We start from the raw sequence: 25,102 nt of genomic DNA on the forward strand, positions 1-25,102 counted from the left end.
ACAATTACAACTGCGCCATTACATTTTCCAGCGTAGTGCCTACCAGCGCCTCCAGTATCAGTTTAGACTGACGGAGAACCTTTTCCAGCTGGATGTGTTTCACCATTTCACCGTTGTAAGCGCTGTAATTCTGTTTGTAAATTTCCAGGGGAACTGCAGGGTCGCCTGCACGGAATTTTTCTTCTGTCTGGTTGAAGTTCTGCAGCGCGTCTTCCATCAGCGGCATGTGCAGCTCAAACAGTTTTTTGTTGGCGGCATATTCTTCGTAAGCCTCCAGCACTTTGCCTTTCAGGGCATTGGATTCCGCTTCGCGCTGTTTCTCCAGCAAACGGCCTTCTGCTTTTACCCTTTTGACATCGTTGGGGATTTTAATGAGATTGCCGAGTGGCAACATCACCCCGAAGTTGTAACGAGGGTAGTAGTTGGCGTTGACATTGTTGTTACTGTTGCCCTTGATGGTAAACTCGTTGAGGTTGCCCGCAGCGGTGAAGTGGTTCAGCCAGGCAGATCCCGCGATGTTCTTTTCGTATTTGTTGATTTCCTTTTTGATAGCATACTGACTGATGTCGGGGTTTTGCAGTGCCAGTTCCACCAGCTTTTCTTTAAAACGGGCTACCGTCACGGGGTCCGCCGGCATTTTTAATAACACAGCAGTATCTTTTTTCTGCAGCTGCGCGAAGGCGAAGATGCTCATACACATTACCAGAACGGTAGATAGCATTTTTTTCATGATTGAGTATTTAAGGCGTATAGATATTTAACTTTTATAGCGATAGCAGTAAGTGCGTTCAGCATAATCGATGATTCCACGAGCGTGGAAGCGTCCTGTGCGTATTGGGCCAGCGCCATCTCCAGCATAGAGGCGGCGATGCCTAACATCAGCAGTTTGTTGACTTCTCCTTCTATCCGGAAATAGTTCCGGACAGCAATACAGATCAACAGGAAGAAGTTGGCGGCTACCAGAAGCACGCCCAGCCAGCCGGTTTCCAGTACGGCGCGCAGGTAGCCGTTGTCCGTTTGCAGGTTGGCTACCGGGTGCCCGGGGTAGAACAGCAGCCCGTTGCCGCCGGTGGTCATCACGCCGCCGCCCAGCGGATGGTCGTAAATATAAGGTTGTATGCGGTGACGGTTTTCATCCCGTACGTCCATAGAGGCGTCCTGCTTTCCGAGGAAAGCGGTCCGTATGCGGATCACCGTACCATTGCTATGGAAAGGACCAAAGAGGATGACCAGGCCGGTAAACCCGAAGGCGATGGCGATCAGGATCGTATTGCGGTTGCGCAGGGTGGTGAGCAAAAACAGCAGCAATCCTACCGGCAGCATCACGTAACCGGTGCGGGTGCCGGAGTAAGCCAGCGCGAGCCCCTGTAGTATGATGGAGATGATCAGCAGGAGCTTCTTTTTCAGGTTCAGCGCTGACAGTTTGGCCGTTAGCAGTATCAGGCAGATGATAATGTTGCAGGCCATGATAATACCGAAGGACGCCGCGTCCGACATAAAGGAAAAGATGCGGATACCGGAAATGATGATCGTGGTATTGAACATCTTGGGGTATTTGGCGATAAACGCCTTTTCGTAGGGCATCAGTCCGAACCACTGCTGCAGACAGGCATAAATGGCTGCCGCCGTACAAATAGCGATCCAGAACTTAAAGAACGTACGTACGTCTTTCATGCTGTTGAACACATGCAGGCCTATGCCAAGGAAAATCATATTCCGCGCAAAAACACGGAAGAAGATGAACCAGGCAAGGATGCGGTGCCCCGCAGGGTTAGCAATCTGGATAATGAGGAGAAGGGTATAGAGATAAAAAGAGATGAGCAGCGCGTCTTTCATGAACTGCACTTTTTTGACGCTCTTGTCGCCCCGGCGGAGAATACAGCCCAGTAAAGTACTGATCAGCAAGCCGTCCATCACTACGCCCACACTCTGGCTGGAGCCGGAAATCCTCTCCAGTAAGGGCAGTATCAGGGTGATGGTGATAAAAATGTAGTATCCGAGCTTGTAGTTGACGACACATACGAGGCAGATGGCCATACCGATAATACCCACTACCATCGCTATGCCGATTTTCAGGTCCAGCGAAGCCACGTAGGTGAGTATCGGTACCAGCATTACCCAGAGTACGATCGTCAACAGGCGGATGATATTTCTTTTAATCGCAAACATTCGGTCTGACGGATTATTACAGGAATATTGTTTTGATCAGCAACAGGAGGATAATCACGCCTGCAAAGAGGATGATCAATGATTGATGCAGTCCTTCGCTGATGAATCTTTTTTCTTTTTTCATGATATACCTACGGCATTTTTCGTTACGTTTCTTTCTTTAAAGGGACCTGTAAACAGAAAATTCAAACGCATCAGCAGGCAAAAACGGTACAGGATGATGGAACCGAAGAGGCCTGCTATTATAAGGAAAACAGTGATCACCGGGATGTTGGTCAGCATACCTGTTTTCAGGATGGCTACCCGTAACAGGAAGATGATGCCCAGATGCAACAGGTAGATGTATAAAGAATAATGCCCGATGGTCTGCAGTATTTTCAGCTTCTCGTATTTGGCGAGAATGAAAGAGAGCATGATCACCAGTATTCCGCCCAGCATGGCCAGCAGGGAAAACAGGTAGATGCTCATATCTTCATGCGACATGCAGTAGTATTGCACCAGCAGGAATGCCGGTACCAGCGCCAGCGCTTTCCACGGGGACGAGAGCTGTTGTTGCACTTTCTCCGAGAAGAAATAAGGCGCCGACAGATGCCCCAAAACAAAGTAGATGTAGTAAATCATTACGTCGGAGATGGTGCTGATATCGCCGGCGTAGGATTTCATGCCCAACATCACCAGGCCCAGCGCCACTTGTATCGCCGGATGCAGTTTTAATACTGTGGAGGTGAAGAGATACAGGACCGATACGTTGAACAGTGCGGCCAGGTACCAGAGCTGGAGCATGCTCCTCGGATGAATGAGGATATCAACGTAGTTGTCGACGGTCAGCTTATGATTGGTGTAGTCCGTAAATAAAATCTGAAGGGTGACCTGGATCACGCACCACAACAGGTACGGATACAGCAGGGTATTGATCTTCGAGATCAGGAAGTTAAGCGGTCCGCGCTTTTTTACGCTGGAGGCGAAGAACAGTCCGGACAGGAAGAAGAACAGCGGCATACGGAAGCCATAGAGCATTTCATTGGCTTCCATCATCACCTGGTTAATATTGGCACCGGTATAAAGCAAACCATAAATTACATGGCGATACAGTACGAAAATAATGGCAATACCTTTCGCGTAGTCAACCCAGGCATAACGCCGGGAAGTTTGGGGGCGGAATGAAAAAATGTAATTGATGGCTGCTGTCAGTTTCATTAGATGTCTTTTTGGGCAGAACGTTACAGGTCGAGATAATCCTCTTTGATGTTGTTAAGCACAGCACCCAGTAGTTTGCCATTAAGTCCTTCGAGGAACTGAATCGATTCCCTGTCATTCTGTTTGAGGGAAATTTTGGATGAAAATACAGCTACAACCCCTTCTGCGTAATGTTCCAGTTCTTTACTGTCTGTGTAATCATTCAGCGGAGCGCCTTCCATGATGATGAAATCATAGTATTGTTTCAGCTGCGGCAAGTAGTTGAGCAGGTGATTTTTGGGCAGGATTTCAGTGGGCGTATAGTCCCCTCCTTTACAACCGATCACTTCAATATTTTCGACAGAGTAGGTGGTGACAATTTCCTTTACCTTTTCAATGCTGAAATCTTCAGGCGCAACGGAGAACGTTTCCAGCGTAGGCCTGGCCTGCAGTTGCAGGGTAAGGTCGTTGTTACAGAAGTTGGTGTCGATGATCAGTACTTTTTTATTGCTGAGGCTGAGGCTGTAGGATACCGCCTGTACCAGCGTGGTTTTGCCTTGTTGCGGCTCGGTACTGGTGAAAAGGAAGATGGACTTGCCGCTGTTTTCTATTTCAAAGCGCAGCTTACGCAGGAATTCGCGGAAGCTGTTCTGGCGCTTGCGTACAGCGTCGTAGTTTTCTTCTTTCTGTTGGAGAACTTCCAGTATGCTGTATTTTTTCAGATCGGCGTGGTTGATCGTGCTGATCAGTTTGAGGTCTACGTTCTTCTCAAAAATAGAAGGTGATTTGATGGAGGAGTCAAAGAACTCACGAAAAAGGATACTGATGGTGGTCAGCATCAGGATGGCCAGTCCGGACACGCCCATGATAATAATCCGCTTGGAGGATTCCGGTTTAAAGGCCGGTTGTCCTTTCAGTGTCTGGCGGAAGTTGTCCATCGGTGCAGTACGGTTATCGATAGCGGAGTTGAGTTTTTCTTTCAGTTTATTGTATTCATCCTGTGCCAGGGTCACTTCCTGCTGCAGGGTGCTCACTGTGGCCTCCTTGTTGGCATAGGAGCCTACGGAGCCTTTCAGCATCCTGATTTTGGCCTGGAGGTTGGCAATATTCTGGGAGGAGGCTTTCAGGTCTGATTCCAGGCCGGCTTTTTTCTGTATCAGTTCCTCTTTGCTGACAGTCGTGCCGGTAGGAGTGGCGCCGATGGAAGATGCATTCTGCAGTTGTTTACGCAGGGCTTTGATCCTTTCGGCGAGTGCATCGTTGTTGCTGCCGGTGCGCAGGTATTCGTCGTTCAGGTCATTGATCTGGCGGCGCAGCGATACGATGTCGTTGTTGTTGCTATAGGCGGTTTTGCCCTGGCTGGCGGCGGTTATCTGTGCAGTTACATTTTGCAGGGAGGCTTGTAAGGTATTATTGGTCGCCTGTTCGTCGAGCAGTCCCTTTTCAAGCTGGCTGATGAGTGACAGTTCGTTGGTGCTGGCGGCTTCCACGTTCAACAGGCCAGCGGAGGATTTATACATACGCAGGGCTTCCACCTTGGCGTCGAGTTCCTGTTTCTTTTTGTTGACCAGTTCCTCAAAGGTGGACACGTTTTCCACGGTGCGCTCAGAGCGCAGGCTGCGGTAGTAGCGGATAAATTCGCTGTACAGCGTGTTTACCACGAAGGCTGACTGTTCCGGGTTAGCGGAACGGAAAGAGATATCGATGTAGTCTGTCCTGGACAGGCGGCCTACGTTCAGCATTTTGCGGATGGACTCGTAGTCGTATTTGCAGAGCTTCATGTATTCCAGGATACGACGTTCATCCGGGTGGTAGGAGGTGAGCATCTGGAGAGAGTCCAGATGGTTGCGGCAGAGCTGCAGTGCTTCTGTTTTGTTGAACGCTTTGTACTCGGGGGAGTTAATATCCTTTTCAGTAAGCTGTACAAAGGGTTTGTTGCTGGTGAGGTCGTGGATCAGCAGCTGGTATTGCAGCAGGCCGATCACCAGTGGAGAATTGATGGTCTGAATCACGTTTTCGAACTTCACGTCTGCTTCATATAAATTGGTGTTCTCTTCCCGGAGGGTGATCTGGTCTTTAATGGTGAAGCCCGTGGACATCTGTGCGTTGGACACGTACAGGCGTTGCCGTCCCATGGTAAACACAAAGGCAAGTACGACCGCAGCGAGGGTACTGAGGATGATCCACCATTTCTTTTTCAATAATGCCTTTATAAAATATATTACATCCATATTAATTATGAAATTTTATCATTTAACCATTTAGTCATGTCAGTGATACCAGTTTAATTACCACGCCGTGTGAGGGCACAATAACCGTATCCGGCAGCTGCGAAAATGCGTTGGCATTTTTTCAGCGTTTTTGTTTTTTAATAAAACGGGTAAGAAATTAATCCAACCAGCGTCTAGTTGGTTTTGTCGAAGGATGTGGTCTGTGGAGGTGTAGGTAAGAAACCGGAAACATTACGGGGTATATGTTCCGACATGTAATAAATGGCCTGTGGCATATCCGGTTTACGGCGCTAAATTACGGGGCAATTTTTTAAGAAGTCTTTTTTTTGGGCGAAATGCAGTTTTTTGTTGGTGAACGATTAAAAATCCCGGTTGAAAATATTTCATAGTGTGGAGAAACTGAATCACTTAAGGTTGCCGGCGATCCTTAAATTGTGGATATCCCATATAACAATCAGTTGCAGTAATAATGGAGTGTAGTTCCGTTGCTTCGGCATAAAGTGGTTTTGTTCACAGGGCAATTTCGTTTACAGCGAAATTTCTGTCTTTTACAGGGAAAAAACTACCGTTTACCAAATTATAGATTAGAGATAAAAGGATTATTCTAATTTTACACCCGTCGAACATCGTTATCGACGTAAACCATAGCCAGCGACCAGACTCGCAGTAATAATTCACACTATTGTCCTCCAGAGAAACCGATTAACCTGATTAACCTGACACCTGACCTTGTCCCATTTAAAACCATCGTGTTTTTATTTAACATGCTGCACATGTGCAGTGTAAAATTTGATAAGTAGTCTCTTAATATAAGGTCATGAAAAAGACAGTATTGATAATCGACGATAGCGCACCAATCAGATTTCTGCTGGAGGCAATGCTGAGTAAAGAATATAATGTGGTATCAGCTTCTGATGGATTTGTAGCACTTACCTGGCTTGCCAAAGGAAATTCGGTGGACTGCATTGTTACCGATCTGCAGATGCCCAACATTAATGGATGGGAATTGCTCGAATACCTTTCCGGCAGCGGCTTGTATCAGAATATTCCGGTAGTGGTGTTGTCCAGCCAGCCGGATGTGGAAGTGCATAATGAGGAGGCAGGACATAAATATCATAATGTACATGCTTTTGTACAGAAACCATTCGACCCTATGCGGTTGATGGAAACAGTGGGACAGGCTATTAACCGCCAGCTGGTGGCCATCGCCTGATTACCAAATCATGTTGCTGTTATATAATCCCGAAAACATGGATAAAATTACTACACCTACTTTGCAACCCGTTGTCTGTGAGAATGTACCGAATGTGGAAATGAATACCGGCGCTGTTGTCCGCGATCTGGTAAATGAAAAAATCGTGCTGATGGTCGGACAGTTCCAGCACCGGTTACCGGAAGATATGCCTTATTTAAAAAGCCTGCTGGTCAGCAATGTGGCAGGGGCGGAGAAAGTGATCGCTGAACTGAAACGGCTGTACCGCCGCTTACCCGCTGCGATCGTATTTCGGGTAGGCAATGGCTTTGAAACGGGGCTGTCCCAGTGGCAGGAGTTTTTTGCCCTCCAGCCGGCTATGATGGCGGTGCCCTTTTTTCTGCTGACGGAAAAAGTCACCGATCGGGCCCGTTCACTGAAAAAAGATTTCCCTTTTGTGGACGATATCATCACCCGCGAATCTTTAAAAGATCTCTCCGGTAAAATTGAGTTCGTTACCAAGTTTAAAAATATGCAGCTACTGCCGCCGGAACCGGAGCCTGCGGCGCTGCCGGTATCGGCCCGCAAAGGCCAACGCCTGGGTTACGTGCTCAAACGTACGTTCGATATTACAGCTGCCTCCACCGCCCTGGTGCTCGCCAGCCCGCTGATGCTGCTGATTGCCATCGCCATTAAGCTGGAATCCAAAGGCAACATTTTTTACGCTTCCCCACGGGCCGGCAAAAATTATAAAATTTTCAAGTTCTATAAATTCCGCACTATGGTGGCGGATGCCGACAAACAGCTGGCCAAATTGAAACACCTGAACCAGTATGGCGACAATGCAAAAGGAGCGGTATTCTATAAAGTGTCCAACGACCCGCGCATCACCCGCCTTGGCAACTTCCTCCGTAACACCAGCCTGGATGAGATCCCGCAGCTGTTCAACGTGCTGAAAGGCGATATGTCGCTGGTAGGCAACAGGCCGCTGCCGCTGTATGAAGCAGCTACGCTCACCACCGACGAGTGGGCTGAACGCTTCATCGCACCTGCCGGTATCACCGGTCTGTGGCAGATCAGCAAACGTGGTAAAAAGGAAATGTCTGCCGAAGAAAGAATAGAACTGGATATCAACTATGCTCACCGCAACTCATTCGCATATGATATGTGGCTGATCATGAATACACCGAAAGCGCTGATACAAAAAGATAACGTGTAATGTTGTTACACCTGATAGAAATTGTACTGTTTGCCTACCTGGCCGCCTGCGTACTGTACAACCTCGTACTGTCTGTGGCCGGCCGGCTGGCCCGGAAAAAGAAACCGGCACCTTTGACTGCTGATACCGCCCATGCACGTATCGCAATACTGGTGCCGGCATATAAAGAAGATACGATCATATTGTCTACTGCCCGCAGTTATGCGCAGCAGTTATATCCGGCCACCCGCTTTGAAACAATCGTGGTGGCCGACTCCCTGCAACCGGCCACTGTCCGCCAGTTGAGACAGGACGGTGTCAGGGTGGTGGAAGTATCATTTGATAAAAGCACAAAAGCCAAATCGCTCAACGCAGCATTTGAACAGCTGGAAGAGGAATACGACCTGGCGCTGATCTGCGACGCGGACAATGTGCTGGAGGCGTCCTTCCTGCTGAAAGTCAATCAGGCTTATCAACAGGGCTATTACGCCATACAGGGCCGCAGGGTAGCTAAAAACATGGACAGCCCGTTTGCGGTGCTGGACGCGGTCAACGAGATCGTGGCCAACCACCTGTACCGCAAAGGCGCCAACGCCCTGGGGCTTTCTTCTTCTGTAATAGGCTCCGGCATGGCTTTCCACTATCCGCTGGCTAAAAGTATCCTGAAGGAAATTCAGGCTACCGGCGGGTTTGATAAAGTCCTGCAGTTACTGCTGATAGAAAAAGGCTACCCGATACATTACCTGGAAGACGCCTGCATCTTCGATGAAAAGGTAGAGAACCCGGAAGCTTTTCAAAACCAGCGGAAACGCTGGGTGTCGAGCCAGTTCGTGTACCTGCGTACCTACTGGGGCAAAGGATGGCAGCAACTCTTCAAAGGCAACCTCAATTATTTTAACCTGGCCATCTGCCAGAATATCCTGTTGCCGAGAATGATCCTGCTGGCGGGCATTACCTGCTGTACGGCACTGGCTTTCCTGTTGCAACGTTTTCTGTGGATACCGGCCTGGGGATGGGCGGTGGTTTTCCTGCTTAATATCCTCAGCCTGTTATTACCGGTGCCACGGTTATTTTTCACCCGTTATTTCCTCACGGCGCTGGCCGGACTGCCGAAGGCCGTGTGGATCATGGTTTCGCTGATGTTCCGGTTGAAAGGGGCCAACAATACCTTTATTCATACCAAACATACCAAAACGGAAATCGATAATCCTTTGTTAGATGCAGCCAGAAAATAACATATCATCACCGCTGGTGTCTATTGTTACGGTCAACTATAACAACAGTGCCGTGACCTGCGACCTGCTGCATTCGCTGGTGAAAAACAGCTACCGCAATATAGAGGTGATCGTGGTGGACAACGCTTCGAAAGAGGACCCGACGGATTCGCTGAAAGCGGCCTACCCCGACGTACAGGTGATCTGCAGCCCTGTGAACAAAGGGTTTGCCGGCGGCAACAACCTCGGCGTAAAAGCCGCCCGGGGGCAGTACCTGTTCCTGGTCAACAACGATACAGAGTTTACCGATGGCCTGATAGAAGGCCTGCTGGAAATATTCGCACAATATCCCGACGCCGGTGTGGTGAGCCCTAAGTTTCACTACTACTTCCACAAGGGGACCCTCGAATACGCGGGCTACCGTGCGGTGGACATCTTTACAGGCCGCAACAGTATGATCGGCTGCAAAGAGGAGGACAACGGACAGTACGATACAGTTGCTGAAACCAACTACGCCCACGGCGGCGCCATGATGATCTCCCGCGCCGCCCTCGACAAAGTAGGGCTGATGCCGGAGCTGTATTTCCTCTACTACGAGGAGTTCGACTGGTGCGAACAGTTCAAACGCCACGGCTACAAAATCTATTACCAGTACAAATCACTGATCTACCATAAAGAGTCCATGACAACGGGCAAAAACAGTCCGTTGAAAACATATTACATCACCCGTAACCGGTTGCTGTTTATGAGAAGGAACGTGAAATTGCCGGCCAGACTGGTATTTATGGCTTATTTCACTTTGATGACGGTACCTAAAAATACCCTGCAGTTTGTACTGAAAAGGGAATCGGCCCATCTCAAAGCTTTCTGGAAAGGAATCATGTGGAACCTTACACACCTAAAACGTAATACTGACCCATGTGCGGCATAGCAGGATTTATAGACTTCAAAAAAAGAGCGGACGCGGACATGCTGGGCCGGATGACGGACGTACTGGCACATCGCGGACCGAACGATAAAGGATATGAGGTGCTGGAGCATCCCCAAGCCAGCATTGGCCTGGGACAGCGCCGTTTATCCATCCAGGACCTGAGCGCGCTGGGCCATCAGCCCATGCACTTTGCCCACCTTTCCCTGATCTTTAACGGGGAGATATATAACTTCAAAGAAATCAGGGCCGACCTCGAAAAGCTCGGTTACACTTTTCAGTCTTCATCGGACACCGAAGTGCTCATTAAAGGTTACCATGCCTGGAAAGAGCGTGTGCTGGACCATTGTATCGGGATGTTTGCCTTTGTGCTGTTTGACCGTCAGGAAGAAAAAGTGGTCCTCTGCCGGGACCGCGCCGGCGTGAAACCCTTGTATTACTACTGGGACGGCAGTACGCTGCTGTTCGGCTCTGAACTGAAAAGTCTCTGTGAATGTCCGTTTTTCCCGAAACAGATCGATGTGAAAAGCATGTCGCTTTTCCTGCAGTACAGTTATATCCCCGGACCTTATACCATCTACACCGATACCCGCAAGCTGCGGCCCGGTCATCTGCTGGAACTTTCCCTCAACAGGGCGGTACCGGAAGAACGGGAATACTGGAACGTGCTGAACGCCTACCGTCAGCCGTTGACCGGACTGAGCGAACAAGAAGTATTGCAACAAACGGAGGAGCTGATGCTCAGCGCCTATCAGTACCGCATGGTGGCCGATGTGCCGGTGGGCGTGTTCCTCAGCGGCGGTTATGACAGCGCCAGTGTGGCGGCCATGTTGCAATCCGGTACTTCCAGCCGTATCAAGACTTTTACCATCGGCTACAAAGAAAAACAATGGGATGAGTCAGCAGAGGCCCGTAAGATCGCCGAACACCTGGGAACGGACCATCACGAATGGATCATCGGCCCTGAAGATGCAAGGGGCGTGCTGGAACACCTGCCGGAGATTTATGATGAGCCATTTGCAGATAACTCCACCGTGCCTACTACGCTGGTCAGCAAACTGGCCAGCCAGCATGTAAAAGTGGCCCTGTCTGCCGATGGGGGCGACGAAATTTTCGCCGGCTATCACAAATTTGGGCAGTCTCTTTCCTATACCAGCCAACTTCCAAGGGGCGTACAGACAGCGCTGAGCACCATGATGGGATGGGTAAACCCGGAGGTGATCCCTTATTTTAATAAAAAGTACAACTTCGCCTCCCGGTATGAGAAAATGAAGCTGATATGGGCTTCCGGCAAACCGCAGGAGGCCATGAAATACATCGCACAGTACCTCACCGAAAGTGAAGTGGCCCGTTATACCGGTAAACAGCTGGATAACTACAAAACCAACTTCGACCTTAATGGAGAACTGTCAGCCGTCAATGATCCGCTGAACCGCCTGCTGGCTGTGGATTACAAAACATTCCTGGCAGACAACAACCTGGTAAAGGTAGACCGCGCTACCATGTCCGTGAGTATCGAAGGCCGTGAGCCCATGCTGGACCACCGCCTGGTGGAATTCCTTGCCCGGGTGCCGGCATCGCTGAAAGTAAAAAACAATACCAATAAATACATCCTCAAACAGATCGTGCACAAATACATTCCGCCGGCATTGATGGACAGGCCCAAACGTCCTTTCATCGCGCCATTGCAGGAATGGTTCCGCGATGATCTGAAAGAGCAGATGCAGTATTATCTGTCACCGGAAAGACTGAACAGGACCGGGCTGTTCGACGCAGCACAGATACAGCGGCTGCTGCAGCAGTATCTGTCGGGTGGTAAAGTGAGCCATCAGAAATTATGGAACATCCTGGTTTTCCAGCTTTGGTACAACCGGTGGATAGCAAAACTGTAAGGAACAAACGAAGCATCAATGGCGCAACAAAGAAAGATAAGGGTATTGGAAACGATCCGCCAGGGTAAGATTGGAGGAGGGGAGAGCCATGTGCTGGACCTGGTAGCATCGCTGGATAAAACGCAGTTTGAAGTAGTGGTGCTTTCTTTCACCGACGGACCGATGGTAGCTGCGCTGCAGGCCATGGATATCCCGGTGACGGTGATCAACAGCCACAAAGCCTTTGACCTGTCTGTCTGGAAGAAGGTGAAAAAATTCATCCGGTCACATCAAATCGACATCGTACATGCCCATGGCACAAGGGCCAACACAAACATCTTGTGGGCGGCCCGGAGCCTGGGTATACCGGTAGTATATACCATCCACGGATGGTCTTTTCATGAAGGGCTGCATCCGCTGGCCAAAAGGGCCAGAGTAGCTGCGGAGAAGTTCATCACCCGCATGGTGCAGCATAATATCTGCGTGTCTGACTCCAACCGCAACACCGGCCAGAAAGCCTTTGGCGCTTTCAGGGCCACGGTGATACGCAACGGTGTAAACCTGGACAAATTCAATGCCGACGGCATATACCCGGATGTGAAAACGGCATACGGTATCCCGGTGGACCATGTGGTGATTGTTTACATCGCCCGCATGACCTTACAGAAAGATCCGGTAAATATGCTGCAGGCCTTTGCGCAGGTGCTGACACAGGTGCCGAAGGTCACACTGCTGATGGTAGGAGAAGGAGAGCTGAAGCAGGCGGCCGAAGACACGGCCAGGGAACTGGGCATTACAGAGCATGTAATCTTTGACCGGTTCCGTCAGGACGTTCCCGCCGTGCTGAACGCAGCAGACATTTATTGTTTGCCTTCGCTGTGGGAAGGGTTCCCGATTGGCGTACTGGAAGCCATGGCGATGGGCAAAGCGGTGATCGCCTCCGATGTGGACGGTACCCGCGAAGCTTTAACCCATGAGGAAAACGGCCTGCTGATACCGGCGTCCAATCCCGATGCCCTGGCAGCAGCCATTGTCAGGCTGGTGAAAGACCCGACGCTGCGGAAGCGTTTACAATTCAGTGCTGTTACGGCTGTACGTACCCGGTACAACGTGGCGGCTGTTACCAAAAAAATTGAAGCGGTTTATCACCAGCTTTTTAAATCATAAAATCATCATGACACAGCCAGTGATCACCTACGAATACGAACGGATTGCAGATATCAAACGTCTGAATTTTATTACGGAGAGCCTGCAGAAGGAAATCCCCGCCAACGCACATGTACTCGACGTTGGTTGCGGTAACGGCGTTATCAGCCGGCACCTCGGACAGTTTGGCTACAACGTGCTGGGTATCGACATCAGCCAGAAAACCATCGACGTGGCCCGCAGTAAAAACAAGTTACCAAACGTAGCTTTTGAAGCGATCAGCGCAGAAGAACTGACGGCCAAAGGGCAACAGTACGACGCGGTGATCTGCAGTGAAGTACTGGAACATCTGCATCACCCGGAAGTGTTGCTGCGAACCATCTATGCTTCCCTGAAAGACAACGGTATCCTGGTGGTGACGGTCCCCAATGGTATGGGCCCCCGTGAAGTATGCGTTACCAAGCCGATGCTGAAAGCGCGCAACAACCCGGGCCTGTGGTCGTTCATCAATAAAGTGAAAAGCAGCCTGGGCTTTAAGGGAACTACCGTGCAATCGCAGGCCGATAACCTGGACCACGTACAGTTCTTCACCCGGAAAGACCTGACAGCACTGGCTTCCGCCAATGACTTTCATATCATCCGGTTCGCCAAAACCAACTTTGTGGAAGATGTATTCCCGTTCTCTATTGTAACTAAACGGGTGAAAGCATTGCAGTCGCTGGATTGTAGTATCGCGGAGTTATTGCCGGTGGGCTTTACCGGCGGCTTTAATACGCTGTGGAAGAAAAATACCGGTAGGTAAATCCCCCAATTTCAAAATTTCAAAATGAATTTGCCTGTTGGCTGGTCAGTCATGACTGCCAACAGGTTTTTTTATGATCTCATCTATCCTGTCCAATACCGGCGCCCCATAATCAAATTTACGGGCGAAACACTTCCCGGACAGCATCAGCGCCTCCATATCTTCCAGCCCCAGCACTTTCGGATGTTCCTTTCCGGCAGACCAATCGATATAATGCAGATAGTCCGTCAACTGTGAACGGTATACCTCGTTGTTCATCAGGATGGTCTGGAAAATAAATTCGTCGGCGCCCCAGGTGAGCCTGAAATAGCGGCGCAGCGCAGGGTGCTGCTGTTCATACTCCACACAGAACCGTACACAGTCCATCGTCAGCGTCCACCAGGCGGAGCCGCAGTACAGCTTCAATCCCAGCGGCGCTTTGCGGCGGGGCAGCAGGGCGGTGAGCAGTTGTGCCAGTTTGTATTTTCCGGGGAAGTTGTATTCCACGAAATGATAGTGTTCCATTTTAGTCATCATCGGCCGAAGGGCTTCTTCACTGATGACGTTCATAAACTGTTTGCCCGTTTGTTTTGCTAAAAAGCGAAGGATGCCATCAATGGGCTGCAGCGGGTAATCCTGTCCGCTGAGCAGTGTCACCCAGGCATAGTTGGTACCGGAACGCAGCACGGCATTCATACCGTTGAGCGATGCCTGTATGATGCCCCATCCGGCCCAGGTCACATTGGCGCGTTCTTTTACCAGGTATACCTGCGGCAGTGCGAGTACGGGTTCCCATTCGGTCAGCGCGCATTTGGCGTCGATGTGCACGTAGCAGTCCACCTGCGGATGGGCCAGGCTTTTGAGCAGCCGTTCCAGCTGTGCCGGTTGTTTATGTACCTGTATGATAAATGCAATTTTCATGAGTAGTTATTTGGTGACGGCGCTTTTGTTCCGCAGTTTATTCAGCAGGGCCATGCATTCCTGCCAGCCATAGGTCCATATATCACGGAGGCTGACATCCAGGTGTTTTTTAACGAAGTAATACCCGAAGGCAGCTGCAAATACGACGTTGAGCAGCGAAGAGAGGGCTACGGACCTTACGTCGGCAAAGAAGTATACAAACGCCACGTCACAGATAATGTTGAGCAGCAGTTTCAGAAAGTTCTTATAGAAATTGATGTCCGGCAGATTGATCATGTCAAGGGTAACCCCGATGAAACGGTCTATTGGCCAGAGGATGGCGGACAACAGGAAGATGCGCACGATGTCTGTTGCCCCGAGATAGGCTTTATCGGCTAAAATGATAATGAGTGGTTGGGTGAGTACGATCAGCACAATGATAAAAGGAATGATCAGGATGCTGACCGTACCGGTATACCGGCAGAAGGCGCGGGCTACGCCGGCATAATCTTTCCGGTTGGCGGCAGCTGACAGCGTAGGTTGAGAGGTAGCCACAAAACTGCGCAGGATGATCTCTATCACCTCCATGAACTTCTGCGGGATGCTGTAAATGGCCACCGCAGCCGGATTGAGCATGGTGCGGATCACGAGGTTGTCGGAATAGCTGATCAGGGAAGAGGATACCATGCTGCCCACCACCATGCGGCCGAAGCGGAACAACGCTACTTTGTGTTCACGGGTACGGAATACCATGGTCCGGACGCGAGTCCATCTGAAGACAAAACAATAGGCGCTGGCCAGCGCCATGCTGAGGCCGTAAGCGTACAATACATTGGGAAGGGAAATGCGGTGGAGGCCAAAGAGGATGCCCAACAGTACAAGGAAAGAGCCGTTCTGTATGAGCCGTATCTGCACGATCTTGTCAAACCGGTGCTCCGCCTGCAGTATCCAGGAGGCAAAATTCCATGGGAGCGAAAGTAAGGTGAGGATGCCGATCCAGCCGATAAACAGGTGCCAGGTATCATTAAACCGGTCATAGGCCACTACGTAAACGATCGCTGATAACAATACATAACCCAGCGTCAGCGCCAGCGAGATATACCATGCTGCCCCCGCCACGCCCCGCGCCGTGTTTTCCTCCACGCCGGCGTAGAACTTGATGATACCGGATTGCAGTAAGCCCGTACGTACCTGGTCCATGATGTTGTAAGTAGCTATAAACAGTACCCATTCGCCGAAGGCGTTCAGGGAAAGTACCCTTACCAGGATAGCAAAGGACAATACGTTAAAGAATGCGGTAACGAGGTTGCCAAGCAAAGAGTGAAAATGCCGGTTGCGTAAAGTGGACAATAGACTAAATCCCATGAATCAACAATTAAATCATTTTATGTTGGTTCTTAACAGGATACAGATAAAGTGAAGATGTCAGGAGCGAACGCCCGACGAGGGTATGGTGTAATTCGTCTGCAAGATACATTTTTTGTTAAATAAAATGGTAGCCATCTCCCTAAAAAACAATTTTTTCTTTGAAAATCAATTTTGTACAAGCGTTGTTTATTAATAATTTAATTTTAAAATTAATAGATATACATTATTTTTTATATTTGTTGTGCAAATTCTGTTATCTTGCGCCCATACTATTGCAATGTCTCCGCTTGAGATAACTATGGAATCGTCGCCCCGTTGAGCAATAGCTAACCATTTTTTACGAAAAGCCATGATCTGGTGAAAAAACGCTACGCATTAATCAGCAAGGCTGTTGTGTGCCTGCTCTTATTATCCCTTGTGTTACCGGCCACCGCTCAACAGGCGGAGGTAATGCTGCCTGCTCAAACTGTCAATAACGTTGCCGGCTATCTGGAGGCGCTGCCGCAAGGATATAACACTAACACCGATAAGTACCCGCTGATCATCTTTTGTCATGGAGTGGGAGAGTTGCAATATGATGCCAACAATCCCAATACCCCCCGCTCTATTTCAGGAGTGGCGGCTAACGGTATTCCCCGGTTGATAAGAGACGGTAAATTTCCCGCTTCTTTTGGCGTGAATGGTCAGCGTTTTTCCTTCATCGTGATTTCTCCTTTTTTTATCAGATGGCCCGGTTCAGATGACGTGCATAAACTGCTGGCTTACCTGCAGACAAAATACCGCATTGATCCCAACAGAATATACGTGACCGGCTTAAGCATGGGCGGCGGCGTGACCTGGGGCGTGATCTCGGAAAACAGTACCAAAGCCAAACAATATGCAGCGGCAGCCGTAGTATGCGGCTCCTATAACGTCAACGACCGTCCGGAGCTGCCTTCGGTGATCGCTGCCAATCATACGCCGGTGTGGGCTTTTCACAACAAAATAGATCCGACGGTCAACCCGCAGTTCACCATCGACTGGGTTAATAAAATTAACAGCTCCGTGCCTGCACCTGTGCCACCGGCTAAAATGACCATCTTCGACGCCAACGGCCACGACGCCTGGACCGAAGCCTACAACCCCAATTATAAAGACCCGGTCACGGGGCTCAACGTATATGAATGGATGTTGTCTTATTCACTCAACATCACGCCCCCGGCGCCGGCCAACAAACGTATCGTGGTAAAGCCCAACCGGGGCAGCGGCATTTACTATACGGATGCCATGAACCAGCTGAATATCGTTCCGGGTGACACGCTTTGTATTCCGGCCGGCGATTATGACTATATACAGTTCAGTAAACTGACCGGCACTGCCAGTAAACCAATTGTCATCACCAATTGCGGCGGCCTGGTAAGGGTAGGGGTCAACAGCACCGCAACGGCAGCCTCTTTCGTGTTCTCTACCTGCAGTTACTTTAAACTGGAAGGTAACGGCGATCCCGCGCTGTCATATGGTTTCGATATCAACGGCACCAACCAGCGCGGCGAAAAAATGTTCGGCCTTTATCTCGGCGACGGCTCCACGGACTTTGACGTACATCATTTATATATACATGACGCCAGCATGTTCGTACAGGCGAAATCGCTGCAAAGCTGCGATCACCCCGAATGGCTGGAAGGGTCCTTCCTGATGAAAGACGTCAAAATCCATGACCTGCTTTGCCGTAACTCCACCTGGGAGGGCTTCTATATTGGCAATACCCATTACCTGTACTCCAGCGGCAACTGCCAGAATATGAAATCCCATCACATCCGGAACCTGGAAGTATATAATAATGACCTGGAGAACATGGGCAGCGATGGTATCCAGATTTCCATGGCCGACCTGGGGAATAATAAAATACATAACAACCGGGTGGTCAATTATGCGGTAGCCCGCAACAGCGCTCACGGATACGGTATCATGAGCGGCGGCGGCAGCACCCTGAACATCTACAATAACCGTATCGATAAAGGCTATAATCCCGCTATCCAGATTTTCGGCTCCGGGATCAATACTGTTTACAACAACGTGATTTCCAATATTGCTTTCGAGGGGATCAACGCTATCGATAAAATCGTATTTGAACCGGCAACGGCCTATATCTATAACAATACTGTCTATAACACCGGCGTAAATGGGATTAAGATCTACGCCGACAAAACCACCATCGGGCATAAGGTGTACAATAACCTCGTCATTGCCAATGGTACGCAGTGGGACTACCCGCAGACGGGCTTTTACATTAAAGGCGCCAATCCCATAAAATTTGATTTCTCCAATAACCTGAACTTCAAAACGCCTGCTGACGCAGGTATTGGCGATGCGCCCAATGGTAATTTCCGGCTGTTGACCGGCTCTAAAGCCATCAATGCGGGCCGCGATATGACGGACCTCGCATTGACCACTGACCTGGAAAATACCCCCCGGCCGCAGGATGGCAAGTACGACGTGGGCGCCTACGAATTCAGGACCGGTACCAATAATATTGTTCCCGCAGCAAATGCGGGAAAAGACCTGTTTATTTCCCTGCCTGTAAACACCGTCCAGCTCGACGGTTCCGCATCCGCCGATGCAGATGGCACCATCACCGGCTATAGCTGGAAAAAAATCAGCGGCCCCAATGCGGGAACGATCGCCAGCCCGGCCCAGGTAATGACAAATGTAACAGGACTGGCTGCCGGTACCTATATTTTTCAGCTGACGGTAACGGACAACAGGGGGCTTAGTGCTTCCGACCTGGTAACGGTAACGGTGCGGTCCGCAGCGGCCAGACCGCCCGTGATCATCACCACTACCAGCATGACAATCACCCTGCCGGTGAATTCCGTACAGCTGGACGCCAGTAGTTCCTATGACCCGGATGGTATCATTACAGGGTATGACTGGAAACAAATCAGCGGTCCGTCTGCCAGCGTGCTGGCCGATAACACATCGAGCAACACATCCGCCGGTTCGCTGAAGCAGGGCGTATATACGTTCCAGTTAACCATTACGAACAACGCCGGGACTAAAGTCACCACGAATGTAACAGTAACGGTGAACGGCACGCCCGGCACCAATCAGCCGCCTGCCGCCAATGCCGGTACTGACCAGACGATCACGCTGCCGGTCAGCAGTGTCACGCTCGACGGCAGCGCTTCCAAAGATCCTGATGGGTCCATCGCCTCCTGGAAATGGGAGAAGGTGAGCGGCCCTGCCGGCGGCACTATCGGTAGCGCCAATACTGCTTCTACCAAGGTGAGCAGCCTGGCGGCCGGAACCTACGTGTTCCAGCTGACGGTAACCGATAATGCCGGCGCTACCGCCACCGCACGGGTAACCGTGACCGTTTTACCGGCGCCGGACAACAACCAGCCGCCAGTTGCCAACGCAGGCACCAACCAGACGATCACGCTGCCGGTCAATAGTGTCACGCTCAACGGCAGCGCTTCCAAAGATCCTGACGGGTCCATCGCCTCCTGGAAATGGGAGAAGGTGAGCGGTCCCGACGCTGGTGCTATTGGTAGCCCCAATACCACCGCTACTACCATTACCAGCCTGGCGGCCGGCACCTATGTGTTCCAGCTGACGGTAACCGATAACGAAGGCGCCACCGCCACCGCGCGTGTAACCGTGACCGTGCTGCCGCCGCCGGGTGTTAATCGTCCGCCGGTAGCCAATGCCGGTCAGAATGAAAAAGTAGTATCGCTGGTGATCCTCGACGGCACCGCGTCCTATGATCCGGACGGCACTATCGTAAAATACAGCTGGGAGCAGGTAACCGGGCCTGCAGAGGCAAATATCGCCGGCGCCAGCGCCGCGAAAGCTACCGCTACAGGACTGATCAAAGGCGTATATACGTTCCGGTTAACGGTAACCGATAACGAAGGACTGACTTCCGCCGCTATCAAAACAGTGACGGTGGTAGATCCCGATATCCCCGATAATGACTCCGGCACCGTAAGCCTTTATCCCAACAGGATCGTGGGAAGTGGCAGCGCCGTGCTGAAAATCAAACATAACGAACTCCAGTCCGGCAGGATCACCATTTATAAGAGCAATGGCATGGCCGTAAAACAGTTCACCTTCCAGATGAACACTGTATTCACTACCGGTATTGACTTCAGTGCGCTGGGCGCCGGTATCTATTTTATCGAAATCAGGGGAATAGGTACGGACTATAAATGGGTGGGGCGGTTTATGAAACTATAAGCGGGATTCATAAGCATGAATGGCCTCATATAACGCAGCGGCGGAATTCTCCCAGGTATGGGTGAGGGCAAAAGCCCTGCGGGCTGCTGCCTGTTCCGGCTGATTTCCTTCCAGGGCGGCTTTCAGCTGTAAGAGATAGGAAGTCAGGTCGTCGGCCAGGTATACATAATCCTCAAACATCTTCATGGTGGGGGTACGGGTGGCCACCACCGGTTTGCCCATTGCCAGGTATTCATCTACCTTGAGCGGGTAGTTACCGATCGTGAGGTCGTTGACTACCTGCGGATTAATACACACATCGAATGATTTCACATAGGCGGGAAGGTCTGCCATCGGCTTGCCGCCGGTAAAATGCACGTTGGGCAGTTCGTGTAAGGGCGACTTTTTGAAATCTTCATCTTCATGCCCCACCAGCACAAAATTCCAGTCTTTTTGTTCCGATGCGAGGTTCACCAGCAGAGGGATGTCCAGCCTTAAGCTGGTGAGCGCGCCTACGTAGCCGATCACCGGCCCTTTCAGGTGGGCGGTATCTGCCGGTACGTCCATAGGACGATCGGGATTGAACAGTTCCAGGTTACAACCCTGGCCGATATAGTGGCTTTCCGGGTTATATTTTTTCAGCCGTTCGGCAAGGTACAGCGAGTTGGCCACGCCGATATCGGCCTTGGCGATATGCGCCGGCTCCAGCTTTTCCCCGTGTTTGCGCCAGTAGTCTACCGCCAGGATATTGTCCCGGCTATAGTAAATATATACAGATGGTTGCAGCAGTTCTTTCAGGTAGAAGCTTCTGAAAATATCGTTGTCATTAAAGAGGATCACATCTTTAAAACCCAGCTGCCGGAGCGCCTTGCGGATGTTACGGGCAAAGCGGCGGTTGTTGATACGGTTGAAAACAGAAAACAACGGGGTAGACGGTAGCCAGTTGATCGACTCAATAACCGAAGTGGGATAAAGGTTCCACATATTGTCACTGATCTGCACCAGCGAAGGCGCTTTCCCGCTGATGACCGCCTTATGGTGATCGATTTCCTCGCCGGCATGGCGATTGAAGGAGGTACGGCGGTCAATGGGGGCGTTGACATACAACACCCTGTTATGTTTGGAAAACTCGGCCGCAAGGCTTTTGCAGTTACTGCCAATTTTGGTGTACCAGGGTTGGAGGCCCACAATAACAATATCCCGGTTATAAACAGACATCATAACAATAACAGTAGGGTAATGAAAAAGTGAGGTTGTCCAGAGGAGGGATGGGTAAAATCAGATGGAATGCAAAGTAAATGAAATCTGCCGGTTCATACAAATAAACTTTATCCGGCCTTAAAAGGTTAAATTAAGACAAGAATCATTTATATATATGTCAGAAACAGTTGAAATCAGGAATATTACAGCCGCAGATTACCTGGACCTGCGGGAATCCATGGTGTCTGCTTATCCCGATATGGCGGGAAGCTACTGGGGAGAAGCCACCATCCAGCGGTTGATCAGGTTGTTCCCCGAAGGACAGATAGCCGTTACCGTTAATGGAAAGGTGGTTGGTATCGCTTTGTCGATCATCGTGGATTACGACAAGTTCGGCGACAACCATACCTATGAGCAGATTACCGGTTATTACACTTTTAACACGCATAATCCGAAGGGGGACATCCTCTATGGCATAGAGGTGTTTGTGCATCCCGATTTCCGGGGACGGCGGCTGGCGCGCCGGTTATACGATGCCCGCAAGACGCTTTGCGAGCAGCTGAACCTGGAAGGGATCGTGGCCGGGGGCCGTATTCCCAATTATGAAAAATATGCAGAAAGGATGTCGCCGAGGGAATATATTGAGAAGGTGCAGGACAAGGAGATTTATGATCCTACGTTGACCTTCCAGTTTTCCAATGATTTTACCGTCAAGAAGATATTAAAAAACTACCTGCCGAATGACGAGGCGTCCAAGGGTTTTGCCACGTTACTGCAGTGGTTCAATATTTATTACGAAAAGGACAGTGATACCATTCGGTATAATAAGTCCACCGTAAGAATTGGGCTGGTACAGTGGCAGATGCGGGATTATGGCGGGCTGGAATCGTTCATGCAGCAGGTGGAATTTTTCATTGATGCGGTGAGTGACTACGGGTCTGACTTCGTGGTGTTTCCGGAGCTGTTTAATGCGCCGCTGATGGCGGAGTTCAACCAGCTGGACCCCGCGGGCGCCATCCGCGGGATGGCCAAGTATACCGAAACGATCCGCGACCGGTTCCTCGAACTTGCTGTATCTTATAATGTCAATATTATTTCGGGCAGTATGCCGATCGTGATGGACGAGGTGCTGCACAACATTTCCTATCTGTGCCGCCGGGATGGTACCTGGGAGCAGTACATCAAAATCCATCCTACGCCGGGCGAAGTATATGCCTGGGGTATGAAGGGTGGTTCAGAGATCAAGGTGTTTGATACCGATTGCGGAAAGATCGGTATCCAGATCTGTTACGATGTGGAGTTTCCTGAACCGTCCCGGATACTGGCGGAGCAGGGGATGCAGATTTTGTTTGTGCCTTTTATGACCGATACGCAACACGCCTATAACCGCGTGCGGTTCTGTGCGCAGGCGCGGGCTATCGAAAATGAATGTTATGTGGCCATTGCAGGGTGCGTGGGTAATCTGCCGAAAGTTAATAATATGGACCTGCAGTATGCACAATCCTGTGTATTTACGCCATCCGATTTTAACTTCCCGGTGACGGGGATCAAGGCGGAGTCAACCCCCAATACAGAGATGGTGGTGGTGGCAGATGTTGACCTGGTGTTGTTGAAGGAACTGCATGCTTTCGGAAGCGTACAAACGATGAGGGATATACGACATGATCTGTATAAGGTAGTAAAGAAATAGGGGAGCAGGGAGTTGCTTTACAGGGATTTTAATTATAGTAATACTTTATATCGATTTTTATAACTAATTAATATATAGTATTTTAGCGTTATGATTTGATGTAATGGTTTAAGTGTTCGAGGGATATTTTTCTGCACTACAGGAAATAATTGATTAGTTTAGTATCGGTTTTTCTTCAAGCTATATCTTAGTTAATTTATTTAAAAAAGTTGATAATCAATATATAAACGAAAGACTAAAAGATGAATAACAAGATTAACTTAGCCCTCCAGATCCTGCCTTCCGTGCCTTCCGAGCAGGTATACGCCGTTGTTGATGAAGCCATTGCGGTAATCCGTGATTCCGGTGTAAAGTACAGGGTGTGTCCTTTTGAAACAGTGATGGAAGGAACCTATGATGAGTTGATGGAGGTGGTACGTAAGACGCAGGAAGTATGTTTTAAAGCAGGTGCGTCTCAGCTGCTCGTGTATATAAAAATGCAGATAAAAAAAGATCAGGATGTGACCATCGAAGAAAAAACAGGGAAGTACGATTCCTGATATATTAAATTTCATTATCTTTCTTGACAAACCAAAGGACAGGACTTATGAGGTATGCCGCAACATTGGATGGCAGCTCCAAAATCATTACTAATCTGACCATCATTATTACGTTGGTCATCTTATGCCGGCAGATCACCGATGTTAACCAGGAGGCGGTGAAAACGAGCGTATTGTTATTCCTGCTGATACCTGCCATCCTGGTGGCGGCCTGTCTGAGTCCCCGGTACTATAAGATAACGGCAGAAGGCGTAGTGATCAAAAGACCGTTGTTTCCCATCACCATCCTCTTTGACGACATTGTGCGGCTGCGCAGCATCACCGAAGAAGAGCTGGGCACCAGCAGCCGTATGCTGGGCATCGGCGGTATTTTCGGATACCTGGGCACGTACCGGTCTGCCGAAATAGGCAAGTACCAGCGTTGGTGCACTAACCGTGAAAGTCTTGTCCTGATAGAGTCGCGCTCCCGGAAATGGGTGATCAGCCCGTCTGCCGCGGAAGATTTTGTTAAGACCATGAACGGTATTATCAATACCGCCAACGCCAAATAAACAGCTTATGGCCGGGAGCATTGCTTCCGGCCATAAGATTTATGCTGTTTCCATTTTCCAAACATAACCGATCCCGGCCGCCATGATAAAAGCACCCGCAGCCAGATACCCCACCTATAATGCTATTCAGGCGTTGGCCCGGGCATTCAATTACCCTTATGATCAGCACATGCAGGATTGGGAATATGAGGCCGCCAGGTTCGCTGATCTCGAAAAGTACCTTACTGCATATGAAACCTCCGATGACGATGAGATCCGTTTTACCCTCATGGAAATGATCATTGAAACGAGTAATGAAGACCGTTATTTCGATTGGAAGGGACAGGTTTGGCCCAAAGTCTATTCCCTGTTGAAGGAGAATTTTCTGTTACATGCTTACACCGTGTATTACTGGTGCGATTTCGATAGTGAAAGAATCGAAGATAGTTTCAGCATCACGCCTGAAATGAGAGGGCTGTGGGAAGAACAGTCGAAACAAGGTTAACTGTAATCGTTACTAATTGATCTTACAGGCAGGTCATCCAGCTTTTTATAACCCAGATAAGTATGGTTTTAACTTTTTATATTCCTTCCGGGCGATTACATCTTTAATTACGATAATTACAACACCATTTGCTGCCCTGGATCCATAAATTGCAGACGCCTTGGGTTCTTTCTCAATGGTCATGGATTCGACTCTTTGGGGATCGATGAGGCTGTCTGCGAGGTGTCTTTCTATTGTGTATTTTTTGAGTAAATGATACCAACTTCA

General features: G+C 49.8%; 19 protein-coding genes. 12 read left to right on the forward strand and 7 right to left on the reverse strand.

Features of this window, described 5'->3' with window-relative positions; genetic code table 11:
* Positions 1 to 4: 4 nt before the first annotated feature.
* From B5D63_RS32155 to B5D63_RS32170, 4 genes are all read right to left on the reverse strand, one after another.
* Positions 5 to 730: a TolC family protein gene (locus B5D63_RS32155; RefSeq protein WP_078672990.1), complete on the reverse strand. Its 726-nt coding sequence runs from the start codon at positions 728 to 730 to the stop codon at positions 5 to 7.
* Positions 727 to 2,169, reverse strand: coding sequence for an O-antigen ligase family protein (locus B5D63_RS32160; protein ID WP_078672991.1), 1,443 nt, complete (start codon positions 2,167 to 2,169; stop codon positions 727 to 729). Before B5D63_RS32160 ends, B5D63_RS32155 begins: the two co-directional genes overlap by 4 nt.
* Before the next feature lie 120 nt (positions 2,170 to 2,289).
* On the reverse strand, positions 2,290 to 3,366 hold the full coding sequence (locus tag B5D63_RS32165; protein ID WP_078672992.1) for an acyltransferase family protein: 1,077 nt from the start codon (positions 3,364 to 3,366) through the stop codon (positions 2,290 to 2,292).
* A 23-nt stretch (positions 3,367 to 3,389) separates the two neighbouring features.
* Positions 3,390 to 5,576 carry an exopolysaccharide transport family protein gene (locus B5D63_RS32170; protein WP_078672993.1) on the reverse strand — a complete coding sequence of 729 codons (2,187 nt, stop codon included), beginning with the start codon at positions 5,574 to 5,576 and terminating at the stop codon, positions 3,390 to 3,392.
* Between the two features lie 817 nt (positions 5,577 to 6,393).
* On the opposite strand from B5D63_RS32170, the gene B5D63_RS32175 reads away from it, so the two are divergent.
* From B5D63_RS32175 to B5D63_RS32205, 7 genes are read left to right on the forward strand one after another with little or no spacing between them, the layout of a single operon-like run.
* Entirely contained in the window at positions 6,394 to 6,789 is a 396-nt protein-coding gene (locus B5D63_RS32175) for a response regulator (RefSeq protein ID WP_078672994.1), read from the forward strand.
* 37 nt (positions 6,790 to 6,826) lie between these two features.
* Positions 6,827 to 7,987 carry a sugar transferase gene (locus B5D63_RS32180; RefSeq protein WP_235021685.1) on the forward strand — a complete coding sequence of 387 codons (1,161 nt, stop codon included), beginning with the start codon at positions 6,827 to 6,829 and terminating at the stop codon, positions 7,985 to 7,987.
* Positions 7,987 to 9,201, forward strand: coding sequence for a glycosyltransferase family 2 protein (locus B5D63_RS32185; protein WP_078672995.1), 1,215 nt, complete (start codon positions 7,987 to 7,989; stop codon positions 9,199 to 9,201). The genes B5D63_RS32180 and B5D63_RS32185 overlap by 1 nt, the downstream gene beginning before the upstream one ends.
* The gene (locus B5D63_RS32190; RefSeq protein WP_078672996.1) at positions 9,185 to 10,111 is read left to right on the forward strand and encodes a glycosyltransferase family 2 protein; all 927 of its coding nucleotides are present in this window, start codon (positions 9,185 to 9,187) and stop codon (positions 10,109 to 10,111) included. Before B5D63_RS32185 ends, B5D63_RS32190 begins: the two co-directional genes overlap by 17 nt.
* On the forward strand, positions 10,099 to 12,000 hold the full coding sequence (gene asnB / locus B5D63_RS32195) for an asparagine synthase (glutamine-hydrolyzing) (RefSeq protein WP_078672997.1): 1,902 nt from the start codon (positions 10,099 to 10,101) through the stop codon (positions 11,998 to 12,000). The genes B5D63_RS32190 and asnB overlap by 13 nt, the downstream gene beginning before the upstream one ends.
* Positions 12,001 to 12,018: 18 nt before the next feature.
* Positions 12,019 to 13,146 (forward strand): glycosyltransferase family 4 protein, encoded by a 1,128-nt coding sequence (locus B5D63_RS32200; protein ID WP_078672998.1) that lies wholly within the window; start codon positions 12,019 to 12,021, stop codon positions 13,144 to 13,146.
* A 7-nt stretch (positions 13,147 to 13,153) separates the two neighbouring features.
* On the forward strand, positions 13,154 to 13,927 hold the full coding sequence (locus B5D63_RS32205) for a class I SAM-dependent methyltransferase (RefSeq protein ID WP_143313258.1): 774 nt from the start codon (positions 13,154 to 13,156) through the stop codon (positions 13,925 to 13,927).
* 45 nt (positions 13,928 to 13,972) lie between these two features.
* On the opposite strand, the gene B5D63_RS32210 is transcribed toward B5D63_RS32205, so the two are convergent.
* Positions 13,973 to 14,827 (reverse strand): beta-1,6-N-acetylglucosaminyltransferase, encoded by an 855-nt coding sequence (locus tag B5D63_RS32210; RefSeq protein ID WP_078673000.1) that lies wholly within the window; start codon positions 14,825 to 14,827, stop codon positions 13,973 to 13,975.
* A gap of 6 nt (positions 14,828 to 14,833) precedes the next feature.
* Positions 14,834 to 16,171 (reverse strand): lipopolysaccharide biosynthesis protein, encoded by a 1,338-nt coding sequence (locus B5D63_RS32215; RefSeq protein WP_078673001.1) that lies wholly within the window; start codon positions 16,169 to 16,171, stop codon positions 14,834 to 14,836.
* Positions 16,172 to 16,531: 360 nt separating this feature from the next.
* Here B5D63_RS32215 and B5D63_RS32220 point away from each other — a divergent pair, with 360 nt between their 5' ends.
* The gene (locus tag B5D63_RS32220) at positions 16,532 to 20,392 is read left to right on the forward strand and encodes a PKD domain-containing protein (RefSeq protein ID WP_143313260.1); all 3,861 of its coding nucleotides are present in this window, start codon (positions 16,532 to 16,534) and stop codon (positions 20,390 to 20,392) included.
* Here B5D63_RS32220 and B5D63_RS32225 read toward each other — a convergent pair.
* A complete protein-coding gene (locus B5D63_RS32225) occupies positions 20,387 to 21,592 on the reverse strand; it encodes a glycosyltransferase (protein ID WP_078673003.1) in 1,206 nt (401 codons plus the stop codon). The two genes, B5D63_RS32220 and B5D63_RS32225, sit on opposite strands and share 6 nt — an antisense overlap.
* Before the next feature lie 154 nt (positions 21,593 to 21,746).
* Here B5D63_RS32225 and B5D63_RS32230 point away from each other — a divergent pair, with 154 nt between their 5' ends.
* From B5D63_RS32230 to B5D63_RS32245, 4 genes are all read left to right on the forward strand, one after another.
* A complete protein-coding gene (locus B5D63_RS32230) occupies positions 21,747 to 23,261 on the forward strand; it encodes a bifunctional GNAT family N-acetyltransferase/carbon-nitrogen hydrolase family protein (RefSeq protein ID WP_078673004.1) in 1,515 nt (504 codons plus the stop codon).
* A gap of 242 nt (positions 23,262 to 23,503) precedes the next feature.
* Positions 23,504 to 23,800 carry a thiamine-binding protein gene (locus B5D63_RS32235; protein ID WP_078673005.1) on the forward strand — a complete coding sequence of 99 codons (297 nt, stop codon included), beginning with the start codon at positions 23,504 to 23,506 and terminating at the stop codon, positions 23,798 to 23,800.
* A gap of 47 nt (positions 23,801 to 23,847) precedes the next feature.
* A complete protein-coding gene (locus B5D63_RS32240) occupies positions 23,848 to 24,351 on the forward strand; it encodes a PH domain-containing protein (protein ID WP_078673006.1) in 504 nt (167 codons plus the stop codon).
* Positions 24,352 to 24,433: 82 nt separating this feature from the next.
* Positions 24,434 to 24,835, forward strand: coding sequence for a hypothetical protein (locus tag B5D63_RS32245; protein ID WP_078673007.1), 402 nt, complete (start codon positions 24,434 to 24,436; stop codon positions 24,833 to 24,835).
* The last annotated feature ends 267 nt before the right edge of the window (positions 24,836 to 25,102 follow it).

Source organism: Chitinophaga eiseniae (genome assembly GCF_900167135.1).
Classification (GTDB): Bacteria; Bacteroidota; Bacteroidia; order Chitinophagales; family Chitinophagaceae; genus Chitinophaga; species Chitinophaga eiseniae.